The organism is Cytobacillus horneckiae, from assembly GCF_002835735.1.
Lineage (GTDB): Bacteria > Bacillota > Bacilli > Bacillales > Cytobacillaceae > Cytobacillus > Cytobacillus horneckiae.
In genome coordinates this window covers 109,182-131,472 of record NZ_PISD01000007.1, presented here as the reverse complement: position 1 = coordinate 131,472, position 22,291 = coordinate 109,182, and the positions used below count along the sequence as shown (strand labels likewise).

General features: G+C 37.9%; 23 protein-coding genes. All 23 read left to right on the top strand.

Translation table 11 applies throughout. The annotated features are described in order from the left end of the window. Positions 1–28 precede the first annotated feature (28 nt). The 23 genes from topA to fliY all read left to right on the top strand — a co-directional run bounded on the left by topA (position 29) and on the right by fliY (position 22,276). Entirely contained in the window at positions 29–2,104 is a 2,076-nt protein-coding gene (topA, locus tag CWS20_RS02850; protein ID WP_066197107.1) for a type I DNA topoisomerase, read from the top strand. Between the two features lie 270 nt (positions 2,105–2,374). Next, a complete protein-coding gene (trmFO, locus tag CWS20_RS02845; RefSeq protein WP_066197109.1) occupies positions 2,375–3,682 on the top strand; it encodes an FADH(2)-oxidizing methylenetetrahydrofolate--tRNA-(uracil(54)-C(5))-methyltransferase TrmFO in 1,308 nt (435 codons plus the stop codon). A gap of 64 nt (positions 3,683–3,746) precedes the next feature. Next, positions 3,747–4,649, top strand: a complete 903-nt coding sequence (gene xerC, locus CWS20_RS02840; protein ID WP_066197111.1) for a tyrosine recombinase XerC — start codon at positions 3,747–3,749, stop codon at positions 4,647–4,649. A gap of 137 nt (positions 4,650–4,786) precedes the next feature. After that, positions 4,787–5,329: an ATP-dependent protease subunit HslV gene (gene hslV / locus CWS20_RS02835; protein ID WP_066197113.1), complete on the top strand. Its 543-nt coding sequence runs from the start codon at positions 4,787–4,789 to the stop codon at positions 5,327–5,329. A gap of 15 nt (positions 5,330–5,344) precedes the next feature. Beyond that, positions 5,345–6,751 carry an ATP-dependent protease ATPase subunit HslU gene (hslU, locus tag CWS20_RS02830; protein WP_066197119.1) on the top strand — a complete coding sequence of 469 codons (1,407 nt, stop codon included), beginning with the start codon at positions 5,345–5,347 and terminating at the stop codon, positions 6,749–6,751. A gap of 111 nt (positions 6,752–6,862) precedes the next feature. Next, a complete protein-coding gene (gene codY, locus CWS20_RS02825) occupies positions 6,863–7,642 on the top strand; it encodes a GTP-sensing pleiotropic transcriptional regulator CodY (RefSeq protein WP_066197120.1) in 780 nt (259 codons plus the stop codon). Positions 7,643–8,196: 554 nt separating this feature from the next. Next, positions 8,197–8,592, top strand: coding sequence for a flagellar basal body rod protein FlgB (flgB, locus tag CWS20_RS02820; protein ID WP_066197122.1), 396 nt, complete (start codon positions 8,197–8,199; stop codon positions 8,590–8,592). 1 nt (position 8,593) lies between these two features. Beyond that, a complete protein-coding gene (gene flgC / locus CWS20_RS02815) occupies positions 8,594–9,037 on the top strand; it encodes a flagellar basal body rod protein FlgC (RefSeq protein ID WP_066197124.1) in 444 nt (147 codons plus the stop codon). Between the two features lie 11 nt (positions 9,038–9,048). Continuing rightward, positions 9,049–9,360 carry a flagellar hook-basal body complex protein FliE gene (gene fliE, locus CWS20_RS02810; RefSeq protein ID WP_066197126.1) on the top strand — a complete coding sequence of 104 codons (312 nt, stop codon included), beginning with the start codon at positions 9,049–9,051 and terminating at the stop codon, positions 9,358–9,360. Between the two features lie 183 nt (positions 9,361–9,543). Then, on the top strand, positions 9,544–11,145 hold the full coding sequence (gene fliF / locus CWS20_RS02805) for a flagellar basal-body MS-ring/collar protein FliF (RefSeq protein WP_066197127.1): 1,602 nt from the start codon (positions 9,544–9,546) through the stop codon (positions 11,143–11,145). A gap of 37 nt (positions 11,146–11,182) precedes the next feature. Continuing rightward, positions 11,183–12,175: a flagellar motor switch protein FliG gene (fliG, locus tag CWS20_RS02800; RefSeq protein WP_101226232.1), complete on the top strand. Its 993-nt coding sequence runs from the start codon at positions 11,183–11,185 to the stop codon at positions 12,173–12,175. Continuing rightward, positions 12,168–12,938 carry a flagellar assembly protein FliH gene (gene fliH, locus CWS20_RS02795; protein WP_158236991.1) on the top strand — a complete coding sequence of 257 codons (771 nt, stop codon included), beginning with the start codon at positions 12,168–12,170 and terminating at the stop codon, positions 12,936–12,938. Before fliG ends, fliH begins: the two co-directional genes overlap by 8 nt. Next, positions 12,935–14,257: a flagellar protein export ATPase FliI gene (fliI, locus tag CWS20_RS02790; protein ID WP_066197132.1), complete on the top strand. Its 1,323-nt coding sequence runs from the start codon at positions 12,935–12,937 to the stop codon at positions 14,255–14,257. Before fliH ends, fliI begins: the two co-directional genes overlap by 4 nt. Beyond that, on the top strand, positions 14,257–14,700 hold the full coding sequence (gene fliJ, locus CWS20_RS02785; protein WP_066197134.1) for a flagellar export protein FliJ: 444 nt from the start codon (positions 14,257–14,259) through the stop codon (positions 14,698–14,700). Before fliI ends, fliJ begins: the two co-directional genes overlap by 1 nt. 9 nt (positions 14,701–14,709) lie before the next feature. Then, the gene (locus CWS20_RS02780) at positions 14,710–15,318 is read left to right on the top strand and encodes a MotE family protein (RefSeq protein ID WP_066197135.1); all 609 of its coding nucleotides are present in this window, start codon (positions 14,710–14,712) and stop codon (positions 15,316–15,318) included. 21 nt (positions 15,319–15,339) lie between these two features. Next, positions 15,340–16,662: a flagellar hook-length control protein FliK gene (locus CWS20_RS02775; RefSeq protein WP_066197137.1), complete on the top strand. Its 1,323-nt coding sequence runs from the start codon at positions 15,340–15,342 to the stop codon at positions 16,660–16,662. Between the two features lie 7 nt (positions 16,663–16,669). Beyond that, the gene (gene flgD / locus CWS20_RS02770; protein ID WP_328152813.1) at positions 16,670–17,314 is read left to right on the top strand and encodes a flagellar hook assembly protein FlgD; all 645 of its coding nucleotides are present in this window, start codon (positions 16,670–16,672) and stop codon (positions 17,312–17,314) included. Between the two features lie 11 nt (positions 17,315–17,325). Further along, entirely contained in the window at positions 17,326–17,724 is a 399-nt protein-coding gene (locus CWS20_RS02765; RefSeq protein WP_066197140.1) for a TIGR02530 family flagellar biosynthesis protein, read from the top strand. 73 nt (positions 17,725–17,797) lie between these two features. After that, on the top strand, positions 17,798–19,312 hold the full coding sequence (locus CWS20_RS02760; protein ID WP_083957358.1) for a flagellar hook protein FlgE: 1,515 nt from the start codon (positions 17,798–17,800) through the stop codon (positions 19,310–19,312). 50 nt (positions 19,313–19,362) lie between these two features. Continuing rightward, positions 19,363–19,584: a flagellar FlbD family protein gene (locus CWS20_RS02755; RefSeq protein WP_066197142.1), complete on the top strand. Its 222-nt coding sequence runs from the start codon at positions 19,363–19,365 to the stop codon at positions 19,582–19,584. Then, positions 19,571–19,993 (top strand): flagellar basal body-associated protein FliL, encoded by a 423-nt coding sequence (gene fliL / locus CWS20_RS02750; RefSeq protein ID WP_066197143.1) that lies wholly within the window; start codon positions 19,571–19,573, stop codon positions 19,991–19,993. The genes CWS20_RS02755 and fliL overlap by 14 nt, the downstream gene beginning before the upstream one ends. Before the next feature lie 68 nt (positions 19,994–20,061). Then, positions 20,062–21,060, top strand: a complete 999-nt coding sequence (gene fliM / locus CWS20_RS02745) for a flagellar motor switch protein FliM (protein ID WP_066197145.1) — start codon at positions 20,062–20,064, stop codon at positions 21,058–21,060. Next, positions 21,047–22,276: a flagellar motor switch phosphatase FliY gene (gene fliY, locus CWS20_RS02740; RefSeq protein ID WP_066197146.1), complete on the top strand. Its 1,230-nt coding sequence runs from the start codon at positions 21,047–21,049 to the stop codon at positions 22,274–22,276. Before fliM ends, fliY begins: the two co-directional genes overlap by 14 nt. Positions 22,277–22,291 lie beyond the last annotated feature (15 nt).

Sequence of the window (22,291 nt, the reverse complement as noted above, 5' to 3'; positions counted from 1 at the left end):
ATAATTCCCTCTTGAGGAGGACTAATGGATGTCAGAGTTTCTAGTTATTGTTGAATCCCCCGCAAAAGCAAAGACAATTGAACGCTATTTGGGGAAGAAATATAAAGTGAAGGCTTCAATGGGCCATGTCAGAGATTTGCCTAAAAGCCAAATGGGTGTAGATGTTGAGAATAATTATGATCCAAAGTATATAACGATAAGAGGAAAGGGCCCTGTTTTAAAAGAATTGAAGACTGCTGCAAAAAAAGCAAAAAAAATCTATCTCGCAGCTGACCCGGATCGTGAAGGGGAGGCAATTGCGTGGCATTTAGCCCACAGTTTGGATATGGATGTTTACTCGGAATGCCGTGTCGTTTTTAATGAGATTACTAAAGACGCCATTAAAGAGTCCTTTAAGCACCCGCGTGCAATCAATATGGATTTAGTTGATGCGCAGCAGGCTAGGAGACTTCTTGACCGCCTTGTAGGCTATAATATCAGCCCTCTGCTTTGGAAAAAAGTAAAAAAAGGCCTAAGCGCTGGTCGGGTTCAATCGGTTGCCGTACGCCTCATCATTGAACGTGAAAAAGAGATAAATGATTTTGTACCTGAAGAATACTGGAGTATAGATGGTGAATTCCTTAAAGGCAAATCAGCATTTGAAGCAAGTTTTTTCGGTCTGGAAAATGAAAAAGTTGAATTAAAGACTGAAGAAGATGTACAAAAAATATTAAAACAAATGAAGGGTAATAAATTTCAAGTAAAGACTGTGACCAAGAAGGAAAGACGCCGCAATCCTGCCGCACCTTTTACAACCTCTTCCCTTCAACAGGAAGCAGCTAGGAAATTAAACTTCAGAGCAAAGAAAACGATGATGCTTGCACAGCAATTGTATGAAGGGATTGACTTAGGTAAGGAAGGAACAGTTGGTTTAATTACCTATATGAGAACTGATTCCACTCGAATCTCTGAAGTCGCTTTAAATGAAGCATCACAATACATTGAAAATAACTATGGCAAAGAATATCTATCTGGTGCGAAAAAAAATGAGAAAAAGAACAGCAAGAGCCAGGATGCCCATGAAGCAGTAAGGCCGACTAGTATTATGCGCGAGCCTAATACAGTGAAGGAGTTCCTATCACGAGATCAATTAAGGCTTTACAAGCTGATTTGGGAACGCTTTACAGCAAGTCAAATGGCGCCGGCAGTCATGGATACAATGAGTGTTGATCTGAAAAATGGACCTGTTATTTTTAGAGCGAATGGCTCAAAAGTAAAATTTGCAGGGTTTATGAAGGTATACGTAGAGGGCTCAGATGACCAAACTGAAGAAAAAAACAATATGCTTCCTAATTTAAAGGAAGGCGATGAAGTGCTGAAGAAAGATATTGAACCGAAACAGCATTTTACTCAACCGCCACCAAGATATACAGAGGCTCGGCTAGTTAAAACACTGGAAGAATTAGGTATTGGCAGACCATCAACATTTGCTCCTACTTTGGACACGATTCAAAAACGCGGCTATGTCTCATTGGATAATAAGCGCTTTATTCCAACGGAGCTCGGAGAAATTGTTCATGAGGTGATGGTGGAATTCTTCCCAGAAATAATAGATGTAGAATTTACAGCGAGATTGGAAAAAGGATTAGACCACATTGAAGATGGAGAAATGACTTGGATAAAACTCATTGATGAATTTTATATAGAGTTCGAATCCTATCTGAAAATAGCGGAACAGGAAATGGAAAAGATAGAAATAAAGGATGAGCCTGCAGGCGAGGATTGTGAACAATGCGGCAGCCCAATGGTGTTTAAAATGGGACGCTACGGGAAGTTTATGGCATGCAGCAACTTCCCAGATTGCAGGAATACGAAAGCAATTGTGAAGGAAATTGGAGTGAAATGCCCAACATGTAAAGAAGGGAATATTATTGAGAGAAAAAGTAAAAAACGTCGTATTTTCTATGGCTGTGATCGATTCCCTCAATGCGAATTTATTTCCTGGGATAAACCAATTGCCCGCAGCTGTCCGAAATGTGATAAACTTTTAGTTGAGAAAAAACTGAAAAAAGGCATTCAAGTACAATGCGTAGAATGTGACTACAAGGAAGAAAAACAAAGCTAATGAAGGGTGAGCATAAGGCTCACTCTTTTCTAATGCCGTAATAGCTAATCATTGTGAACGTAATGTGACAGATTCACATCCTTACAGATATCAAATCTTGATTAGTCATAGGACATTTTGTATATAATAACGCTTTATGCTTTCTTCTTTTTTCGTTATATTGTACAATGCATTTTGGGTAATATTTATTGAATTAATAATTGATTTAGTTAAGATAAACAAAACCGACGTTTTTTCTGAATATTTTTAGTATAGTAAGGAGATAATCGGATGAGTGAACAAGTAGTTAATGTAGTAGGGGCAGGCTTAGCAGGAAGCGAAGCTGCATGGCAAATAGCAAAGCGCGGAATAAAAGTGAATTTATATGAAATGAGACCGGTTAAACAAACGCCAGCCCATCATACAGATAAATTTGCAGAGCTCGTATGCAGCAATTCCTTAAGAGCGAATACACTAACAAATGCTGTTGGTGTGTTAAAAGAAGAAATGAGGAGCTTGGACTCTGTCATTATTAGTTCTGCGGATGAAAGCGCTGTACCTGCGGGTGGCGCATTAGCGGTTGACCGCCATGATTTTGCAGGGAAAGTTACGGAAAGAGTTAAACATCATCCCAATGTGACCGTTATAAATGAAGAGGTTAGTGAAATTCCTGAAGGAACGACTGTAATTGCTACAGGCCCATTAACAAGTGAAGCATTATCAGTGAAGTTAAAGGAGCTATCAGGGGAAGATTATCTATATTTCTATGATGCTGCTGCTCCGATTATAGAAAAAGATTCAATTGATATGGATAAAGTTTACTTGAAATCCCGCTATGATAAAGGGGAGGCTGCCTATCTAAACTGCCCAATGTCTGAAGAGGAGTTTAATACTTTTTATGAAGCGTTGATTGCTGCTGAGACAGTACCGTTAAAAGAATTTGAAAAGGAAATCTTTTTTGAAGGGTGTATGCCGATTGAAGTAATGGCATCGCGCGGTAAAAAGACGATGCTTTTTGGCCCAATGAAACCTGTTGGTTTAGAAGACCCGAGAACAGGGAAAAGGCCGTATGCAGTAGTTCAGCTTCGTCAAGATGATGCGGCGGGCACACTTTATAATATTGTTGGTTTTCAGACACATTTAAAATGGGGACCGCAAAAAGAAGTACTTAAGCTGATTCCAGGCTTAGAAAATGCTGAAATTGTCCGATATGGTGTTATGCATAGAAACACATTTATTAATTCTCCTAAAGTTTTAAATGCGACTTATCAATTTAAAAACAGGGATAATCTATTCTTTGCTGGTCAAATGACGGGTGTTGAAGGATATGTTGAATCTGCAGCAAGCGGATTAATCGCTGGTATAAATGCAGCCAGATTAGTAAGTGGACAAGATCCGGTTGAATTTCCTCACGAAACAGCACTAGGGAGCATGGCGCGATATATTTCTACTGCAAATCCAAAGAATTTTCAACCTATGAATGCAAACTTTGGTTTATTTCCAGATTTACCTGTAAAAATTAAAGGTAAGCAGGAAAGAAACGAGCATCATGCTGAGCGAGCATTAAGAACAATTCAGAACTTTGTGAAAAATATGTAAAGTTTCTTGCAAGGGCTACACTAATATGATAATATTTAGTAGCCCTTGTGAGGTGAGTACAATTTTGGATGAAAATGTGAACATTTCTTTAAAGTTATTTATCGAATATTTACAAATAGAGAAAAATTATTCACAATATACAATTGAGCATTATCAAAAGGATATCAGGGAATTCTTTATGTTCATGTCTGAACAAAGTTTAAAATGCTTAGAAGAAGTCGAATATGTTGATGTCCGAATTTATTTAACAAAGCTTTATGAACAAGGTTATGCAAGAAAGACAGTTGCAAGAAAAATTTCATGTTTACGCAGTTTTTACAAATTACTTCTAAGAGAAGGGCGAGTAGAAGAAAATCCTTTCTCATTAGCTTCTATTCCGAAGGGAGAAAAAAAACTTCCTCAGTTTTTTTATGAGGAAGAAATCGCGCAGCTTTTTGATGTGTGTGAAATAAACACTCCATTAGGGCAGAGGAATAAAGCATTGCTTGAGTTACTGTATGCAACGGGGATTCGAGTGGGTGAATGTGCAAAAATTGTATTAAAGGATTTAGATATGGATGTATCGATTGTCCTCATACATGGGAAAGGCAATAAGGAGAGATATATTCCTTTTGGCAGCTTTGCACATGATAGCTTAACAATGTATATGAATGACGGCCGTAAAGCACTTTTGTCCAAAGGCGATGCACATCACCACCTGTTTGTTAACCATCGAGGCGGACCGCTTACAGAGCGAGGGATTAGGGGGATATTAGATAAAATGATTGAAAAGTCATCTTTATCTGGAAAAATACATCCTCATATGATTCGCCACTCTTTTGCAACCCACATGATGGCAAACGGCGCTGATATTAGAACTGTTCAAGAGCTGCTAGGGCATGCATTCCTATCTTCCACACAAGTATATACACATGTGACAAACGAATATTTAAGGAAATCTTATATGAATCATCATCCGCGTGCATAGATGATGAAAAAATGCGGCTATATAAAAACCTTTGTTAAAAAAGGATAAAAGATAGTTAATAAGGATAAATATTAAGCTATATTCATATATAGTCAGTATGTAGATAGAATAATGACTCCTAAAGGAGGAAATAAAAAATGTCACAATTTCATGCAACAACAATTTTTGCGGTACAGCATAATGGTCAATGCGCGATGGCTGGTGATGGTCAAGTAACATTTGGAGAATCAGTTGTTATGAAGCATACTGCAAGAAAAGTGAGGAAACTATCGAACGGTAAGGTGATTGCGGGTTTTGCAGGTTCAGTTGCGGATGCCTTTACATTATTTGAAATGTTTGAAGGAAAACTTGAAGAATTTAATGGGAATTTGCAAAGAACAGCTGTAGAACTTGCTAAAGAATGGAGAAGTGATAAAGTTCTCCGCAAGCTTGAGGCTTTGTTAATTGTTATGAACGAAGATACCTTATTGTTAATATCCGGTACCGGTGAAGTGATTGAACCGGATGATGGTATTCTTGCTATCGGATCTGGCGGGAATTATGCATTAGCTGCTGGGCGCTCTTTAAAGCGATTTGCTGGCGAACATTTATCTGCTAAAGAGATTGCAAAAGCATCGTTAGAAATGGCCGCTGAAATATGTGTATATACAAACCATAATATTATTGTGGAAGAATTATAAAGGGAGTGCTGATCAATGGTCAAAGGTACAAATCTAACACCACGTCAAATTGTAGAACGGCTTGACCAATTCATTATCGGTCAAAAAGATGCAAAGAAGGCAGTCGCTGTTGCATTAAGAAACAGATATCGCCGCGCCCTGCTCGATGAAAAATTGCGCGATGAAATTAATCCGAAAAATATTTTAATGATTGGTCCAACCGGCGTTGGTAAAACGGAAATTGCACGAAGAATTGCTAAACTTGTTGGCGCTCCATTCATAAAGGTTGAAGCTACAAAATTTACTGAGGTAGGTTATGTAGGCAGGGACGTTGAATCGATGGTTAGAGATCTTGTGGAGACCTCTGTTCGCCTTGTGAAAGAAGATAAGATGGCGAGTGTGAAAGAGTTAGCAGAAAAAAATGCTAACCGTAGAATTGTTGAACTACTAGTACCAAGCAGTAAGAAATCATCAAATTATAAAAATCCGCTGGAAATGCTTTTTGGAGGCGGTAATGACCAATCTGAGGAAGAAAAAAACTCGAGTGAAGATATGAATATACAAGAAAAGCGAAAAGTGTTACAATCAAAGCTTGAGCTCGGAGAACTTGAGAACGAAGTAATTACTGTTGAAGTAGAGGAACAGCAGCCATCGATGTTTGATATGCTGCAAGGTTCGGGTATGGAACAGATGGGTATGAATATGCAAGATGCTTTAAGCGGCCTCATGCCCAAGAAGCGCAAAAAGCGTAAATTAACTGTTAGTGAAGCAAGAAAGGTGCTAACGAATGAAGAGGCCGGGAAATTGATTGATATGGATGAAGTAGGGTCTGAAGCTATTTTCCGCGCCGAACAATCGGGAATCATCTTTATCGATGAGATTGATAAAATAGCGAGCAAAAATTCTGGAGGCTCATCAGCAGATGTATCCAGAGAAGGCGTGCAAAGAGATATTTTACCAGTCGTAGAAGGATCGACAGTAACTACGAAATATGGGACAGTACAAACTGATCATGTTTTGTTTATTGCAGCCGGTGCGTTTCATATTGCCAAACCATCTGATTTAATCCCTGAATTACAAGGTCGTTTTCCAATTAGGGTAGAGTTAACAAAACTAACAGTTGATGACTTTGTAAAAATATTAATTGAGCCAGATAATGCATTAATTAAACAATATCAAGCATTATTGGAAACAGAAGGTATACAAATAGAATTTTCTGACGATGCTATTCGTAGGATTGCAGAATTTGCGTATGACGTAAACCAAAATACAGATAATATTGGCGCAAGGCGTCTCCATACAATCATGGAAAAAATGTTAGAGGATTTATCTTTTGAAGCACCTGAAGTAACGATGGAGAAGATTACAATTACTCCTCAATATGTAGAAGAAAAACTTGGAGCGATTTCTAAAGATAAAGATTTAAGTCAATTTATTCTTTAAGAAATACAGCGGTTTTTAGTACAGAGGATAACAGTTTTACTCCTGACACAGTAATATCTGCTCAAAAAAAATGAATGACAATATTGTTCTAGCAAATAGGAGGAAGAAAGAATGGATTTATTAACAAAAACAAGAAAGATTAATGCAATGTTACAAAAGGCAGCCGGAAAACCGGTTAATTTCAAGGAAATGGCAGAAACTTTAAGCGGTGTTATTGAAGCAAATATTTACGTTGTAAGCCGCCGTGGTAAACTACTTGGTTATGCAGCAAATCAACAGATTGAAAATGAAAGAATGAAAAAAATGCTAGAGGATCGCCAATTCCCTGAAGATTATACAAAAAACCTTTTCAACATCCAAGAAACTTCTTCAAATCTAGATGTTAACAGCGAATACTCTGCATTCCCTGTTGAAAACAAAGATTTGTTCATGGAAGGTTTAACAACGATTGTTCCAATTATTGGAGGCGGAGAGCGCCTTGGGACTCTAATTCTTGCTCGTGTTGAAGATCAATTCCGTGACGATGATTTAATCCTTGCTGAATACGGCGCGACTGTTGTAGGTATGGAAATTCTACGTGAAAAAGCAGAAGAAATTGAAGAAGAAGCAAGAAGCAAAGCTGTAGTTCAAATGGCTATCAGCTCGCTATCCTACAGTGAACTTGAAGCAATTGAGCATATTTTTGAAGAGTTGGATGGCAAAGAAGGTTTGCTTGTCGCTTCAAAAATTGCAGATCGTGTAGGGATTACTCGTTCAGTAATCGTTAATGCATTAAGAAAGCTCGAAAGTGCTGGTGTAATTGAATCAAGATCATTAGGAATGAAAGGGACTTATATCAAAGTATTAAACGATAAGTTCTTAGTTGAGTTAGAAAAATTAAAATCTAACTAATCCGTAATGCAATAAATCAATAATCATATTAAGATGACACGCTAAGGCCGTTATTAACTGACCTTAGCGTGTCATTTCTGTTTTATATTAACCTCCTTTTCCTAAACAGCTGAATGTCTTGATTGATGTAGACAATCAGTAAAGATTAGTCAATCTATGTATACTACAACGATTATTACTTAACGATTGCCAATTTTACATGTTAAATATAATATTACAACTTTATTACGAACAGATAGCGCATTAAAAAACGAATGGCGAATAGTTAATAATACCCAATATAACTGAATAAAATAATAAATGAGTAAATTGTCATGTTGACAATCCCTTGTTTTGTTGATTGACAGTCGAATTTATGTGGTAATATTATTAAGGAACGAAAAAAATAAACCTTAACTCCCATTTACGGAAAATGTCGAAAATAGGTCAAAAGGATTATTAAAAATATCCTGCTGGACATAGACTTATTATTTCATATTCTTTACAATGATGGTAGATTGATTTTAATAGATGATTTAATGAATCTAGATCTTTAGAAAAATGAGGTGGCTTTTGTGAAAATCTTCTCACAATCCATGTCGACAATAGAAACGGCTTTGAATCAAACATCGCTAAAACAAAAAGTTATTTCTCAAAATGTAGCGAATGTTGATACACCTGGATATAAAGCAAAGGATGTTAAATTCAAGGATAGCTTTGAGTCTGCACTGGCAAATAATATGCAGACATTTAGAACCGACTCAAGGCATTACGAGCTTAATCGACAAGAACCAAATGGTGCAGAAGTGTATGCAAAAAGAGGCGTTTCATTTAATGAAAGTGGAAATAGCGTCGATATGGATCAAGAAATGGCTGAACTAGCTGCAAATCAAATTAAGTACAATGCATTAATTGATCGCATGAGCGGGAAGTTTTCAAGCTTGCAAAATGTAATAAAGGGAGGTAGGTAATTTGTCTGTCTTTCATAGTATGAATACCACCGCTTCAGCTTTAACAGCGCAAAGATTGAGAATGGATGTAATTTCTTCAAATATGGCGAATGTTGATTCAACAAGAAGCGTAACTGGAAATGACCCATATCGCAGAAAATCTATCGTTCTGGAGCCAAAGGAAGGTCAATTCTCAAATTTTTTAAATACGGCAATGAACCAAGCGAGTAATCCGGGAAATGGTGTGAAAGTGTCCAGAATCGTTGAGGATGAAACTCCGTTTAAGATGGTATTTGATCCTACACATCCCGATGCAAATGAAGAAGGGTATGTGGAAATGCCGAATGTAGACCCTTTAAGAGAGATGGTCGATTTGATGAGTGCTACAAGGTCGTATGAAGCAAATGTTACCGTATTTAATGCGAATAAAAACATGTTAATGAAAGCTTTAGAAATTGGGAAGTAAGGAGTTAATCGATGAATAATGTAACCTTCTCACCTGTCATCCAAAAGTTAGATCCAGTCAAGCAGACAGAAGTAAGTAAAACAGTCACTCCAAATGAAGTACATACAAGCTTTGCTGAATACTTGAAAAATTCAATCGAGACAGTGAATGACGCACAAATAAAGTCAGATCAAATGACGGAAAAATTGGCACGAGGTGAAAATGTAGATCTACACGATGTTATGATTGCCTCACAGAAAGCGAGTGTTTCCGTCCAGCTAACTATGGAAGTTAGAAATAAAGCTGTCGAAGCCTATCAGGAAGTCATGAGAATGCAAGTGTAAAGACCTCATGCCCTTAAGATTATTTGTTTATTTTATATTTTAAGTTGTTTGCTTTAATAGGTTTAAAGTCTATTAAAACAAATTAATATTCCATATTATGATATGTCTATTTGCATGAAAGTACAATTCATTTACTTTCATGCATGATGGATGATCATTAACCAGAATCATCGGGGGATGAAGATGAAAGAATCTTTGCAATCTTATATAGCAAAAATAAAAGAGTTTTGGAGAACACGTAAAAAAAGCCAAAAATTGATATTAGTTGGTGCACCCCTATTTTTAGTCATCTTATTATCAGTAATAGTAATAGCTGCGACTAAAACAACATTAGTGCCTTTGTATAGCAATCTAACCCCTTCTGAAACTGGCTCCATTAAGGAAAATCTTGATTCTCGAGGAATCAAATCAGAAATTTCAGACGGCGGTAAAACAATTAAGGTTCCTGAAGAGTCTGTAGACACATTAAAAGTCGAACTGGCTGCGGAAGGGATACCTAATTCCGGGAATATTGATTATTCCTTCTTTAGTCAAAATGCAGGTATAGGAATGACTGAAAATGAATTTGATGTTCTTAAATTAGATGCGATGCAATCTGAGCTCGCGAATTTAATTAAAGGAATAGATGGAATAAACGATGCAAAGGTAATGATTAATTTACCAAAACAAGGTGTTTTCGTTAACGATACAGCTGAAACTGCATCTGCATCTATTGTTTTAAACACAAAACCAGGATATCAATTTAAAGACGAGCAAGTTCAATCACTATATCATTTAGTCTCCAAAAGTGTACCTAATCTGCCTACAGATAATATCGTCATAACTAATCAAAATTTTGAGTACTTTGATATAAAAAATTCCGAAAATTTTTCAACAGCCAGTCAATTTACTGCTCAACATGAAATAAAGAAAGAAATTGAACGTGATGTTCAACGTCAAGTACAGACAATGTTAGCAACATTAATGGGTCAAGATAAAGTTGTCGTATCTGTTACAGCTGACATAGACTTTACCCAAGAAAATCGAGAAGAAAATCTTATTGAGCCTGTTGATGAAGAAAATATGGAAGGAATAGCGATTAGTGCACAAAAGCTAACTGAAACGTTCACTGGAAATGGTGAGGAAGCCGGCGGTATCCCACAAGGCGAAGATTCAGCAGATGCTCTAGGATCTTCGTACTTAGAAGGAAACAACGCCAATGGCGATTATGAAAGAATAGAAGAAACGATAAATAATGAAGTAAATAAAATTAGAAAAGAAATTGTGGAAAGTCCATATAAAATTAGAGACTTAGGCATTCAAGTTATGGTTGAACCGCCAGAGGCAGATAATCCAAACTCATTGCCGCAAGAGAGAATTAATGACATTACACAAATATTAGGCACGATTGTTCGGACATCGATTGATAAAGGAACACTCGAAGATGAGCTGACAAATGAGGAAATCCAGGAAAAAGTAGTAGTATCTGTTCAGCCGTTTAATGGAAAAGTTGAATTCCCTAGTGAAGAAGCTGCTGGCATTCCTTGGTGGGTATATATGATCGGTGCGATATTGCTTGCAATCATACTTGTATTAATTATTCTTTTTGTTCGTGCAAGAAGGTCCTCATCGATGGAAGAGGAAGAAGAATATGAGTATGTCCGGGAGCAGACCTTTGATATTCCTGACGTGAATGAAGAAAAGGAAACAGAAGCGAGCTTGCGCACGAAACAGCTTGAAAAAATGGCAAAAGAAAAACCTGAAGATTTTGCGAAACTCCTAAGAACATGGATTACGGAAGACTAGGAGGAATGAGGATTGGCTAAAAAAGAGAAAAAAAGGGTTGTCAGGAAAACAGAAAGCAACCATTTTACTTATTTCGATGGGACCAGATATTGCTTCAAATGTGTATAAACATTTGAGTGAAGAGGAAATAGAAAAGTTAACGCTGGAAATTTCCGGTGTAAGAAAAGTTGAAGCGGAAGAAAAAGAGGAGATATTAGAAGAATTTCATCAAATTGCTCTGGCTCAAGATTATATTTCACAAGGAGGAATAGGCTACGCAAAAACTGTCCTTGAAAAAGCATTAGGCAATGAACAGGCATCAGTTATTATCAATAGGCTTACTTCCTCCCTACAGGTACGGCCTTTCGATTTTGCTAGAAAGGCAGACCCTGCTCAAATTTTGAACTTTATCCAAAATGAACATCCGCAAACGATTGCTCTTATTCTATCTTATTTGGATCCGCCTCAGGCGGGTCAAATTCTCTCAGAATTGCCGCAAGCAGTACAAGCTGATATTGCTAGAAGGATTGCGGTGATGGATAGCACTTCACCAGAGATTATCAATGAAGTGGAACAAATCCTTGAGCGCAAACTTTCTGCTACTGTAACTCAGGATTACACACAGACAGGCGGATTGGAAGCAGTTGTTGAAGTGTTGAATGGAGTTGACCGTTCAACTGAAAGAACCATTCTTGATTCTCTTGAAATACAGGATCCTGAATTAGCTGAGGAAATCAAGAAGCGGATGTTTGTCTTTGAGGATATTGTAACGCTTGATAATAAAGCGATACAAAGAGTGATTCGAGATTGTGAAAGCGATGATCTTATGCTATCGCTTAAAGTTTCTAGTGATGAGGTAAAAGAAATTATCTTCAATAATATGTCTTCAAGAACTGTTGACACATTTAAAGAAGAAATGGAGTTCATGGGACCTGTCCGCTTGCGCGAAGTAGAGGAAGCTCAGTCACGCATTGTTGCTATTGTTAGAAGGCTTGAGGAGTCCGGCGAAATCATTGTTGCCCGGGGTGGAGGAGATGACATCATTGTCTAGATTGTATAAGTATCAGTCACCTTCTTCACATGAGCCAAGCAATAAGCGAGTGATTTCTGTTAGACCATTATATATTCAAACTGACAACGAAGCACAGCATGAGCAGTTGTACAGCCAAGAAAAAGTAACAGCCATCATTGAGGAAGCAAATGATAAAGCACAAGAAATAATCAATGCAGCGAGAAATGAAGCTGAAAACTTAAACAAAGAAATTGCTGCAGCGAAAGAAGCCCTGAAAAAGGAGTGTGATGAAGCACTCCGTAAAGCTGAAGAGGACGGTTATCTTAAAGGGCTGGAGGAAGGTAGGCAGACTGGCTTTGAGGAATATTCTAAGACCATAAAGGAAGCAATGGATATAGTGCAATCAGCGAAGGAGGATTATAAATCCCATATTCAATCTGCTGATAATGAAATAATCCAGATTAGCATGAAAGTAGCGGAAAAAATTATCGGCGAGCAAATTTTGCAAGATGACACACAATTCCGTTCTTTTATTAAAAAAGGGTTAAAAGAAGCACGCCATTATAAAAATATTCAGCTTCATGTCCATCCAAGCCAATATGAATCCTTGCTTTCTTACAAGAATGAACTCTTGGCTGTTTTTCCAAAGGAACAATCGTTATATATCTTTCCTAACGATGAAATTGGCGAGGAAGATTGTTTAATTGAATCGGACACCGGCAGAATAGATGCCAGTGTAAAAAGTCAAATTGAAGAGATAAAAACAAAGCTTTTAGAAATACTGGAGAGCGAAGAAGCATGAATATTGAGCGATTGATAGAAGAAATCGAAGCAGCAGACAGCTATAAAAGATACGGCAGAGTAAAACGGGTTGTTGGCTTAATGATTGAATCGCAAGGGCCGGAAAGTTCGATTGGTGATGTATGTTTTATCCATATCAAAGGCAAAAGAAAAAGGATGATAAAGGCGGAAGTAGTTGGGTTTAGAGATGAGGATGTTATTTTAATGCCTTATACGACTGTAGCTGATATTTCTTCCGGCAGTCTTGTGGAAACAACCTCCAAACCCCTGGAAATAAAGGTTGGGTCATCCTTGCTCGGCCAAGTGATTGATCCACTTGGAGAACCGTTGGATGGATCAAAGCTTCCGCATGGACTTACTGCAGTTCCAACAGAGGAAAATCCGCCTAACCCTTTGTCAAGACCGCCAATTTCAAGCCCGATTGAAGTAGGAGTTAGATTGATTGATAGTTTGCTAACCGTTGGCAATGGACAGCGCGTAGGTATCTTTGCAGGAAGCGGTGTTGGTAAAAGTACGCTTCTCGGCATGATTGCCAGAAACACAAAGGCAGACCTTAATGTGATTGCTTTGATTGGAGAAAGAGGCAGGGAGGTTCGCGAATTTATTGAAAGAGATCTCGGACCAAAAGGGTTGGAGCGCTCGATTGTCATTGTTGCAACATCTGACCAGCCGCCTTTAATGCGAATAAAAGGCGCTTATACTGCTACTTCTATCGCGGAATATTTTCGTGCAAAAGGTCTGAATGTAATGATGTTGATGGATTCTGTTACGCGTGTCGCTATGGCTCAAAGGGAAGTAGGACTGGCAATCGGTGAGCCTCCTACAACAAAAGGGTATACTCCATCGGTTTTTTCTACCTTGCCAAAGCTACTTGAAAGAACAGGTACAAATGAGACCGGTGCAATCACTGCCTTTTATACGGTGCTAGTAGATGGCGATGATATGAACGAGCCTATTGCTGATACGGTACGGGGAATACTCGATGGCCATTTTGTACTAGATAGGAATCTGGCAAATAAAGGGCAATATCCAGCTGTTGATGTGTTAAAAAGCATCAGCCGTGTAATGAATAATATTTCTGTTAAAGAACATATACATGCGGCTGAGAAACTGCGGGAACTATTAAGTACTTATATTCAATCTGAAGATTTAATAAATATTGGAGCTTACAAAAAAGGATCTTCAAAGGAGATTGATGAAGCGGTTGCCATCTATCCGAAAATAATATCCTTTTTAAAGCAAAGGACAGACGAGCAAATTTCAATAGAAGAAAGTATTCAGCAATTGTATGCACTTGTAGGAAGAGGGGAGATGAATTAATGCCCTTTAATTATAAATTTGATAAGCTACTGGCTGTTAGGGAAAGGCAGAAGGAAGAAGCATTGGATATGTATAACCAATCTGTCAAACGATTTGAGGAAACAGCAAATAAATTATACGAGATTTTGAAGAAAAAGGAAGATTTAGAAAGTTATCAATCAGAGAGACTTGTTGTGGGGCTTCCAGTCCTGGAAATTAGACATCATCAGCAATTTGTACATAATCTGGAAAAAACAATTGATCATTATCAAAAGATGGTTATCAATGCCCGTAATCAAATGAATTATTATCAGGATAAACTGATGGAGACTAACACTGAAGTTAAAAAGTTTGAAAAAATGAAAGAAAAAAGTAAGCTGCAGTACATGGCAGCCGAGAAGCTGTCAGAAGGCAGGCAAATGGATGATATCTCTATTCAACAATTTATGAACAGGGTACATTAGGTGGTCTAAATGGTCAAAGTAAATGAAAAGCAGAACAGCAAACCATTATCTAAATTTTTTATGATTGGAGCCATATCAATAATTGGCATTATTGCAATCGTCCTACTGATCCTTACAATTAGTGGCTATAACATCTTTGATATGACAAAAAAATATGGTCAGAATATCCCTGTAATATCAAGTCTTTTCCAAGAGGACCAGTCAAAGAAAGTAGCAGAAATGGAAACCCAGCTAATCGAGATGGAAGCTGAGGTGAAGGACAGGGAAGCGAGAATAGCACAGCTTGAGGGACAAATGAAAAGCAAGGATGACGAACTTAAGCGATCCCAATTAGACAATGGCCGTCTTGAAGAAGAAATGGACGAATTAATTGCAATGAACGCTGAAAATAAACGAGCATTTAAGGATATTGTTAGAACTTATGAGACGATGTCCCCTAAAAAAGCAGCTCTGATACTAGCTGGAATGAATGAACAAGATGCACTTCGCATTCTAGCAGATGTGAAACCAGATGTATTAGCCAGTATTCTTGAAAAAATGGAAGCTGATACAGCTGCAAAGTTCACTAACTTATTAACTGCTTCGCTGGAAAATAATCAGGCAGATGAGTCAAATTAACCTGAAGAAAAGAGGTGAAATATGGAGATTTCTGGATTTCTCGGCATGAAACCACCAGCTAATCCGAAATTGGAAAAGTCAGGGGATCAGGTGGAAAGCGGCGATTTTTCTAAGACGTTTACTAAGCTTGTCAATATTGCTGATATTCAAGCTGCAGAACCTGTAAATAGTGAGTCGTCATTGGAAATGGAGTTAGATGATGAACTGATTCAATTGCTGGAGACACCCGATTTATTGACAATGGATGAAAAGTTTCAGCCTCTCATTTTTGTTGATTTGCGAGATGAAGATTTGTTTTTAAGTAATGTTGCCGAATTATTAGGAATGAGCAAAAGTGAAGCAAAAGAATCGCTCATTCAGCTTGCCGCGAAACTTTTAAATGAAAAAGAAAACAATGAAAAGGCTGAATTAAAACTAGATTCAATGACAAATGAGACAATGGAAGACTCTAATATTGAATCATTGCGTGAACAATCATTGGCTTCAATTATTAATCTTATAACAACCATTCCAGTAGATAAAGAAATGAAACTTGAAAATGAAATGAAGGCAGCACTCCAAATATTAAAATTATACGAATTATTAAATCGCAATCAAAATGGTTTGCTTGTAGCCGGAGAAAAGCTGCAGCAGTTTATAACGAAAATGAATGAATGGTATAAACATAGTGGTGTGACTTCGACATCCAAATTGCCAGTGAGCGATTTCAATAAACTTGAATATCTTCATAAAACGTTCCAATCAGTCTGGCAAAACAGTAATCAACAAGCAGAGAGCAAACAGCCTGTTCAAGCCGAAGTACTAGCTAATAAGCTGGAGGTTCCCGCTCATGCGCATACGGGATTTACTCAGCCTCCGCAAATGTCAAAGACAGAGCAGCTTACATTGATGCTTGCTGAAAATGGAAAGCCCGTTTCGCCTGAACAAATGATAAAGCAGTTCGATAGAATTCTTTCAAAGGCGCATTTCATGAAAAATGGTGATGCTCAAAGGCTATTGATAAAGCTGTCACCGGAACATCTTGGCTCGATGCGGATTGAAATTATTCAAAGGGATTCGATGATGGCTGCAAGAATTTTAACTTCCACTGCTGCAGCAAAAGAAATGTTGGATTCTAATTTACAAAGTCTTCGCCATGCGTTTTCTTCACAGAATCTTACAGTAGAAAGACTGGAAATTAGTCAGCAAGCTGAACTCGGTCAGGAAAGATTCTTTAAAAGAGATGAACAACAAGGTGGAAACGACAAAGAAGGTCAACCTGAAAATAAAAGGGAACAGGCAGATCAGGAACTCTCCTCCTTTTTAGAAAGATTTGAAGAAGAGCTCCTTAATTTAAAAGTATAGGGGGGATATGATGACCAACACAATAGATCCGTCACTGCTGCTGTCAGACTATCAAAAACAACAGCGTAAAACGGGAAATGATATTTTAGGTAAAGATGATTTTCTGAAATTGTTAATGGTACAGCTGCAAAACCAAGATCCAACAAGTCCAATGGATGATAAAGAGTTTATTACACAAATGGCAACCTTCTCTACCCTAGAACAAATGACGAACATTGGATCAACGATGGAAAAAATGATGGGACTTCAGGAGCAAAATCAATTAATCGCCTACAATCAATTTGTCGGCAAGGATGTCGTTTGGCATCGAATAAAAGAAGATGGTAAAGAGGTTGAGATTGAAGAAGGCAAAGGGACGATTGCTTCGATTCAATTTAAAGATCAAGGAGTGCTTTTTATTCTTGATGATGGCACTAGTCTGGAGCCTGCTAATATTTCTCAAGTTAATGAAACCGGCTTGAATGAAAACTACATGATACAAGCAAGTATGATGATTGGCAAAAAGGTTACTTATCTTAATGAAGATAAGGAAGAGCAAACCGCCAGTATACAATCAGTTTCCTTTAAGGATGGCAAAGCGCTCTTTCATCTTTCAAACGATGAGAAAACATCGATCACTTCATCACAAATAATCAAAATAGAAGCTAACTAATGGGGGCTAATATGGATAATCGTTTTATACAACCGATGCTTACAAATCCATTTGCCCAATTAAACCAGCCTGAAAAAAAAGGCAGCGCTCCAATTAAAACCGGAAGTAAATCCTTTGCACAGGAATTGCAGACAGCTGTAAGCCCCAACCAACACTTGAATATTAGCAAGCATGCAAAAGAGAGAATGATGAAGCGGGGCATTGAAATAGCCAGTGATCGCTGGAGTCAAATTTCAAATAAAGTACAACAAGCAAAAGCAATGGGCGTAACCGAATCGCTCGTTTTATTGCCGGATGCTGCATTAGTTATTAGTGCGAAGAATCAAACGGTAATTACAGCCATGAATAGACATGAAGCGAATACACAAATATTCACAAATATAAACGGGACAATCATTATCGACCAATAGTAGCCGGACCTAAAAAAGGAAGCTGCGGCAAGCTGAATGATAGAAGCTGCCAATAATGAAAGGGGAAATGAACATGTTACGTTCAATGTATTCAGGAATTAGCGGAATGAAAAATTTCCAAACGAAATTAGATGTTATCGGGAATAATATTGCCAATGTAAACACAGCAGGCTTTAAAAAAAGTAGGGTAACTTTCAAGGATGCGATGAACCAAATGGTATCAGGTGCCTCATCACCTACTGATATTCGCGGCGGAAGAAATGCGACTCAAGTTGGATTAGGATCCACACTAGCAACAATTGATGTCATTCATTCGGGTTCAAGCTTGCAAACAACAGGGCGAGCGCTGGATTTAGGTATTGAAGGTGATGGCTATTTTATCGTAAGGCAAGGAAATTCCCAGTATTATAGCAGAGCAGGAAACTTTTATTTGGACGATAATGGAAGCTTAGTTAATAGTGATGGATTAAAAGTGCAGGCATATAATCAAAACGGTGTACTCGGTGATGTAATTGTGAACGTAAATGCCAGTCTACCTGCTGTAACAACAAAAGAAATTGCATTTGAAGGCAACTTGGCAGCTGATGCGAATGTCGGTACTGTGTTTAGCCAGCAAATTAAAACAGTAGATGAAAATGGTAATGCTCACGCATCAACTGTCTACTTCAAAAAATTGGACAATAATCAATGGGGCGTCTTTATTAATCAGGAGCCTAAAGCATCATCTGTAGGGACGATTTCTGCTGATGAAAGTAATCAATCAAAAGGCAATCTTGCAGTAACAAACCCTTCAGACTTTAAAGGCACTACTGGTGGGAAATGGGAAATAACTGCGAATCAAAATGGTGGCTATGATGTTGTAGTAGGAAATGGTAGCCCGGTTACCATTGACGCTGATGATATTGTTGATAATAAGTTTACACATTTAGGCTTGGAAATTGACTTAAATAATATTGACCCTCTACCAGCGACGGCCGGTGATACATGGAGCTTTGATGTAACTGCGCCGACGCAGCCGGAAGAAAACATGATCTTAAATTTTGATGCTAACGGAAATATCGTTAACGCAGATGCGATCAAGAACAATATAAGAGTTGATATTCCTTCAGGTCAAATTGATACGACTGGTACGGCTGTTGATGAAAGCAAGCTGCTCGTTAATTTGGATTTTTCAAAGCTTACCCAAGTGAATGGATCAACGAATGCCAATGTCTTCCCTGACGGATATACAGAAGGAAAGCTAGAAAGCTTTAACATCGGTCCATCCGGAGAAATTAATGGTGTTTACTCCAATGGTTTAATTGATATTCTTGGTACTCTCGGAATTGCGAAGTTCAGCAATAGCTCTGGTCTTACTAAAGCAGGTAATAATCTCTTCCAGGAGTCAGTAAACTCTGGAACAGCCAATATAGGTGTTGCGGGTGATGGTCGAGGGACGCTTGCGGCAGGATCCTTGGAAATGTCCAATGTTGATTTATCAGAAGAGTTCACTGAAATGATTACTGCACAGCGTGGGTTCCAGGCAAACACAAGAATTATTACGACTTCGGATGAGATATTACAAGAACTTGTGAACTTAAAACGTTAAAAAAAGGGGGAAAGGGCTAAAGGGCGATTTCCTTTAGCCCTAAATATAGGGTGATAAAAGTTTCTCGATTAAATGGAAAGCCATTCATTCTTAATGCGATATACATAGAAACAATCGAATCCTTCCCAGATACAACGATCACTTTGACGAATGGAAGAAAATATGTGGTGAAAGAAGATGAAGCCTGCGTTACCGAACTTGTTCATCAATTCTATCACTCTATTGGCCTAACTGGTGTACAGATGGGGAGGGATGAAAATGAAGAAATCTAAAAAAATGGTCATTGGCATAATTTCTATAGCTATCGTTATCATTGCGGCGGCAGGTGTTTATTTTTCAGGCTTATTATCTAATGATGCAAGTGCAGAGCCTACAATTGATGAGGTGTTGGAATCATCGGTAAATATTGAGCAAATCACTGCAAATCTTGCCAGCAATGATTATATCCGAATATCGTTTACTATCCAAACAGACAGCAAAAAGTCTAAAGAGGAATTAGAAAAACGCGATTTTCAAGTAAAGAATTTAATTATTCAACAGTTAGCTGAGATGGATTCCGAACAGCTAAAAGGCAAAGATGGACAGTTGAACTTGCAGGAAGAATTAAAAACGAAAATAAACGAGCTTATGCAAACAGGAAAGATTGAAAAAGTATATATAACGGAATCAATCCTCCAATAAAAAAATGAGGCGTTAGGCCAATACCACGCCTCATACACTAAATATTTGAAGATATGGAGGTGATTATTTTGCCAGGTGAAGTATTGTCTCAAAATGAAATTGATGCCTTGCTTTCAGCACTCTCTACAGGTGAGATGGATGCTGACCAGCTAAAGAAGGAAGAAAGTGAGAAGAAAGTTAAAGTTTATGACTTTAAAAGAGCCTTGCGATTTTCAAAGGATCAAATCCGCAGTTTAACAAGAATTCATGAAAACTTTGCTCGGTTGCTGACCACATATTTTTCCGCACAATTAAGAACTTATGTGCAAATATCAGTCACATCTACAGATCAAATTCCATATGAAGAGTTTATTCGATCGATACCGAAAATGACCATTTTAAACGTGTATGAAGTGCCTCCGCTTGAAGGCAGAATTTTAATGGAGGTCAATCCAAATATTGCTTATGCGATGATGGACAGGATGATGGGAGGAAGAGGGACAAGCTTTAATAAAGTGGAAAACCTTACTGAAATAGAGACGAAAATCATGTCAAATGCTTTTGAAAAGGCGTTTGAAAATTTAAAAGAGGCTTGGAGCAATGTATTTGATATTGAGCCTGTTTATACAGATTTTGAAGTCAATCCGCAATTTTTACAAATGGTTTCTCCAAACGAAACAGTTGTTGTTATTTCATTAAGCACCACCATAGGCGAGGCAAGCGGAATGATTAATATATGTATTCCACATGTTGTTTTAGAGCCGATTATCCCAAAGTTATCTGTTCGTTATTGGATGCAGGCAGATAATAAAAATCGTGAACCTGCCGAGATCCATCGAATCACATCCAATATACACAATGCTGAGATTTCGGTAGTAACCGAACTTGGTCAGTCAGATATATCGGTTCAGGATTTTCTCAATTTGGATGTGGGCGATTGTATAGAATTGAATAAACCTATTAATCAGCCGCTTGTAATAAAGATTGGGGACATCCCGAAATTCACTGCACAGCCAGGTAAAGTAAATAAAAAAATGGCGGTGCAAATAATGGAAATTGTGAAAGGAGGAGAGAATGAAAATGAGTAAAGACATGCTTTCACAAGATGAAATTGATGCGCTTTTAAGAGGAACCGAAGATGATGAGGACGATCTTTTGGAGTCCTCTACAATGGATACTCATAAATTTTTATCTCCTATAGAAGAAGATGCACTTGGAGAAATAGGCAATATATCGTTTGGCAGTTCAACAACTGCATTGTCAACATTACTTAATCAAAAGGTAGAAATTACAACACCGGCAGTATCAATTATTCAATACAATAATTTAAATGATGAATTTCCCCATCCGTATGTTGCAATTAAAGTTCATTATACAGACGGATTTCGCGGTGCAAATTTATTAGTTATCAATCAAACAGATGCAGTAATTATTGCTGATTTAATGCTTGGCGGTGATGGAACAAATCCTACAGCAGAATTGGATGAGATTCATTTAAGTGCTGTGCAGGAAGCGATGAATCAAATGATGGGTTCTGCAGCTACTTCAATGTCAACAATTTTCGGGAAAAGGGTGGATATTTCTCCGCCAACAATCGACCTGTTAAACTTGCCGACTGGAGAAGGAGCAGAGACGATTCCAAATGAAGATCCGTTGGTGAAAATATCCTTTAGGATTATCATTGGTAGTTTAATTGATTCTCATATTATGCAGCTTTTACCTTTGAATTTCGCGAAGGAAATGGTGGAGGAGCTTTTGCGTACAACTGAAGATGCTCAACAAAGTGCCACGTTGGAAGCAGAAATGACCGATGAATCGATTAAAGAGTTTAATCAAATGTTTGAAACAGAATATAATTCGATAAATGATCACACTGATATGGCTCAGCACCACACAATGCCGATGGGAGAATCCCATGAACAACTTAAGCATAACCAACATGAACCGCAAATGCTAGGTGCAATGGGAGCTAGGCAGGAGCAGCCAACGATACAGCCGGCGATGTTTTCAAATTTTGAACAGGTTCAGACTAGTCCGAGCCAACCGAATAATTTAGACATGCTGCTGGATATACCATTGCAGCTAACAGTCGAGCTAGGGCGGACTAAGCGGTCTGTAAAAGAGATTTTGGAACTTTCGCATGGTTCCATTATTGAACTTGACAAATTAGCTGGTGAACCAGTAGATATCTTAATTAACAGCCGACTTATTGCTCAAGGAGAAGTGGTTGTAATTGATGAAAACTTTGGTGTCCGAGTGACGTCAATTATTAGTCCTACTGATAGAATAAAAAAACTTAGATAAAAGTGGAGGGATTAT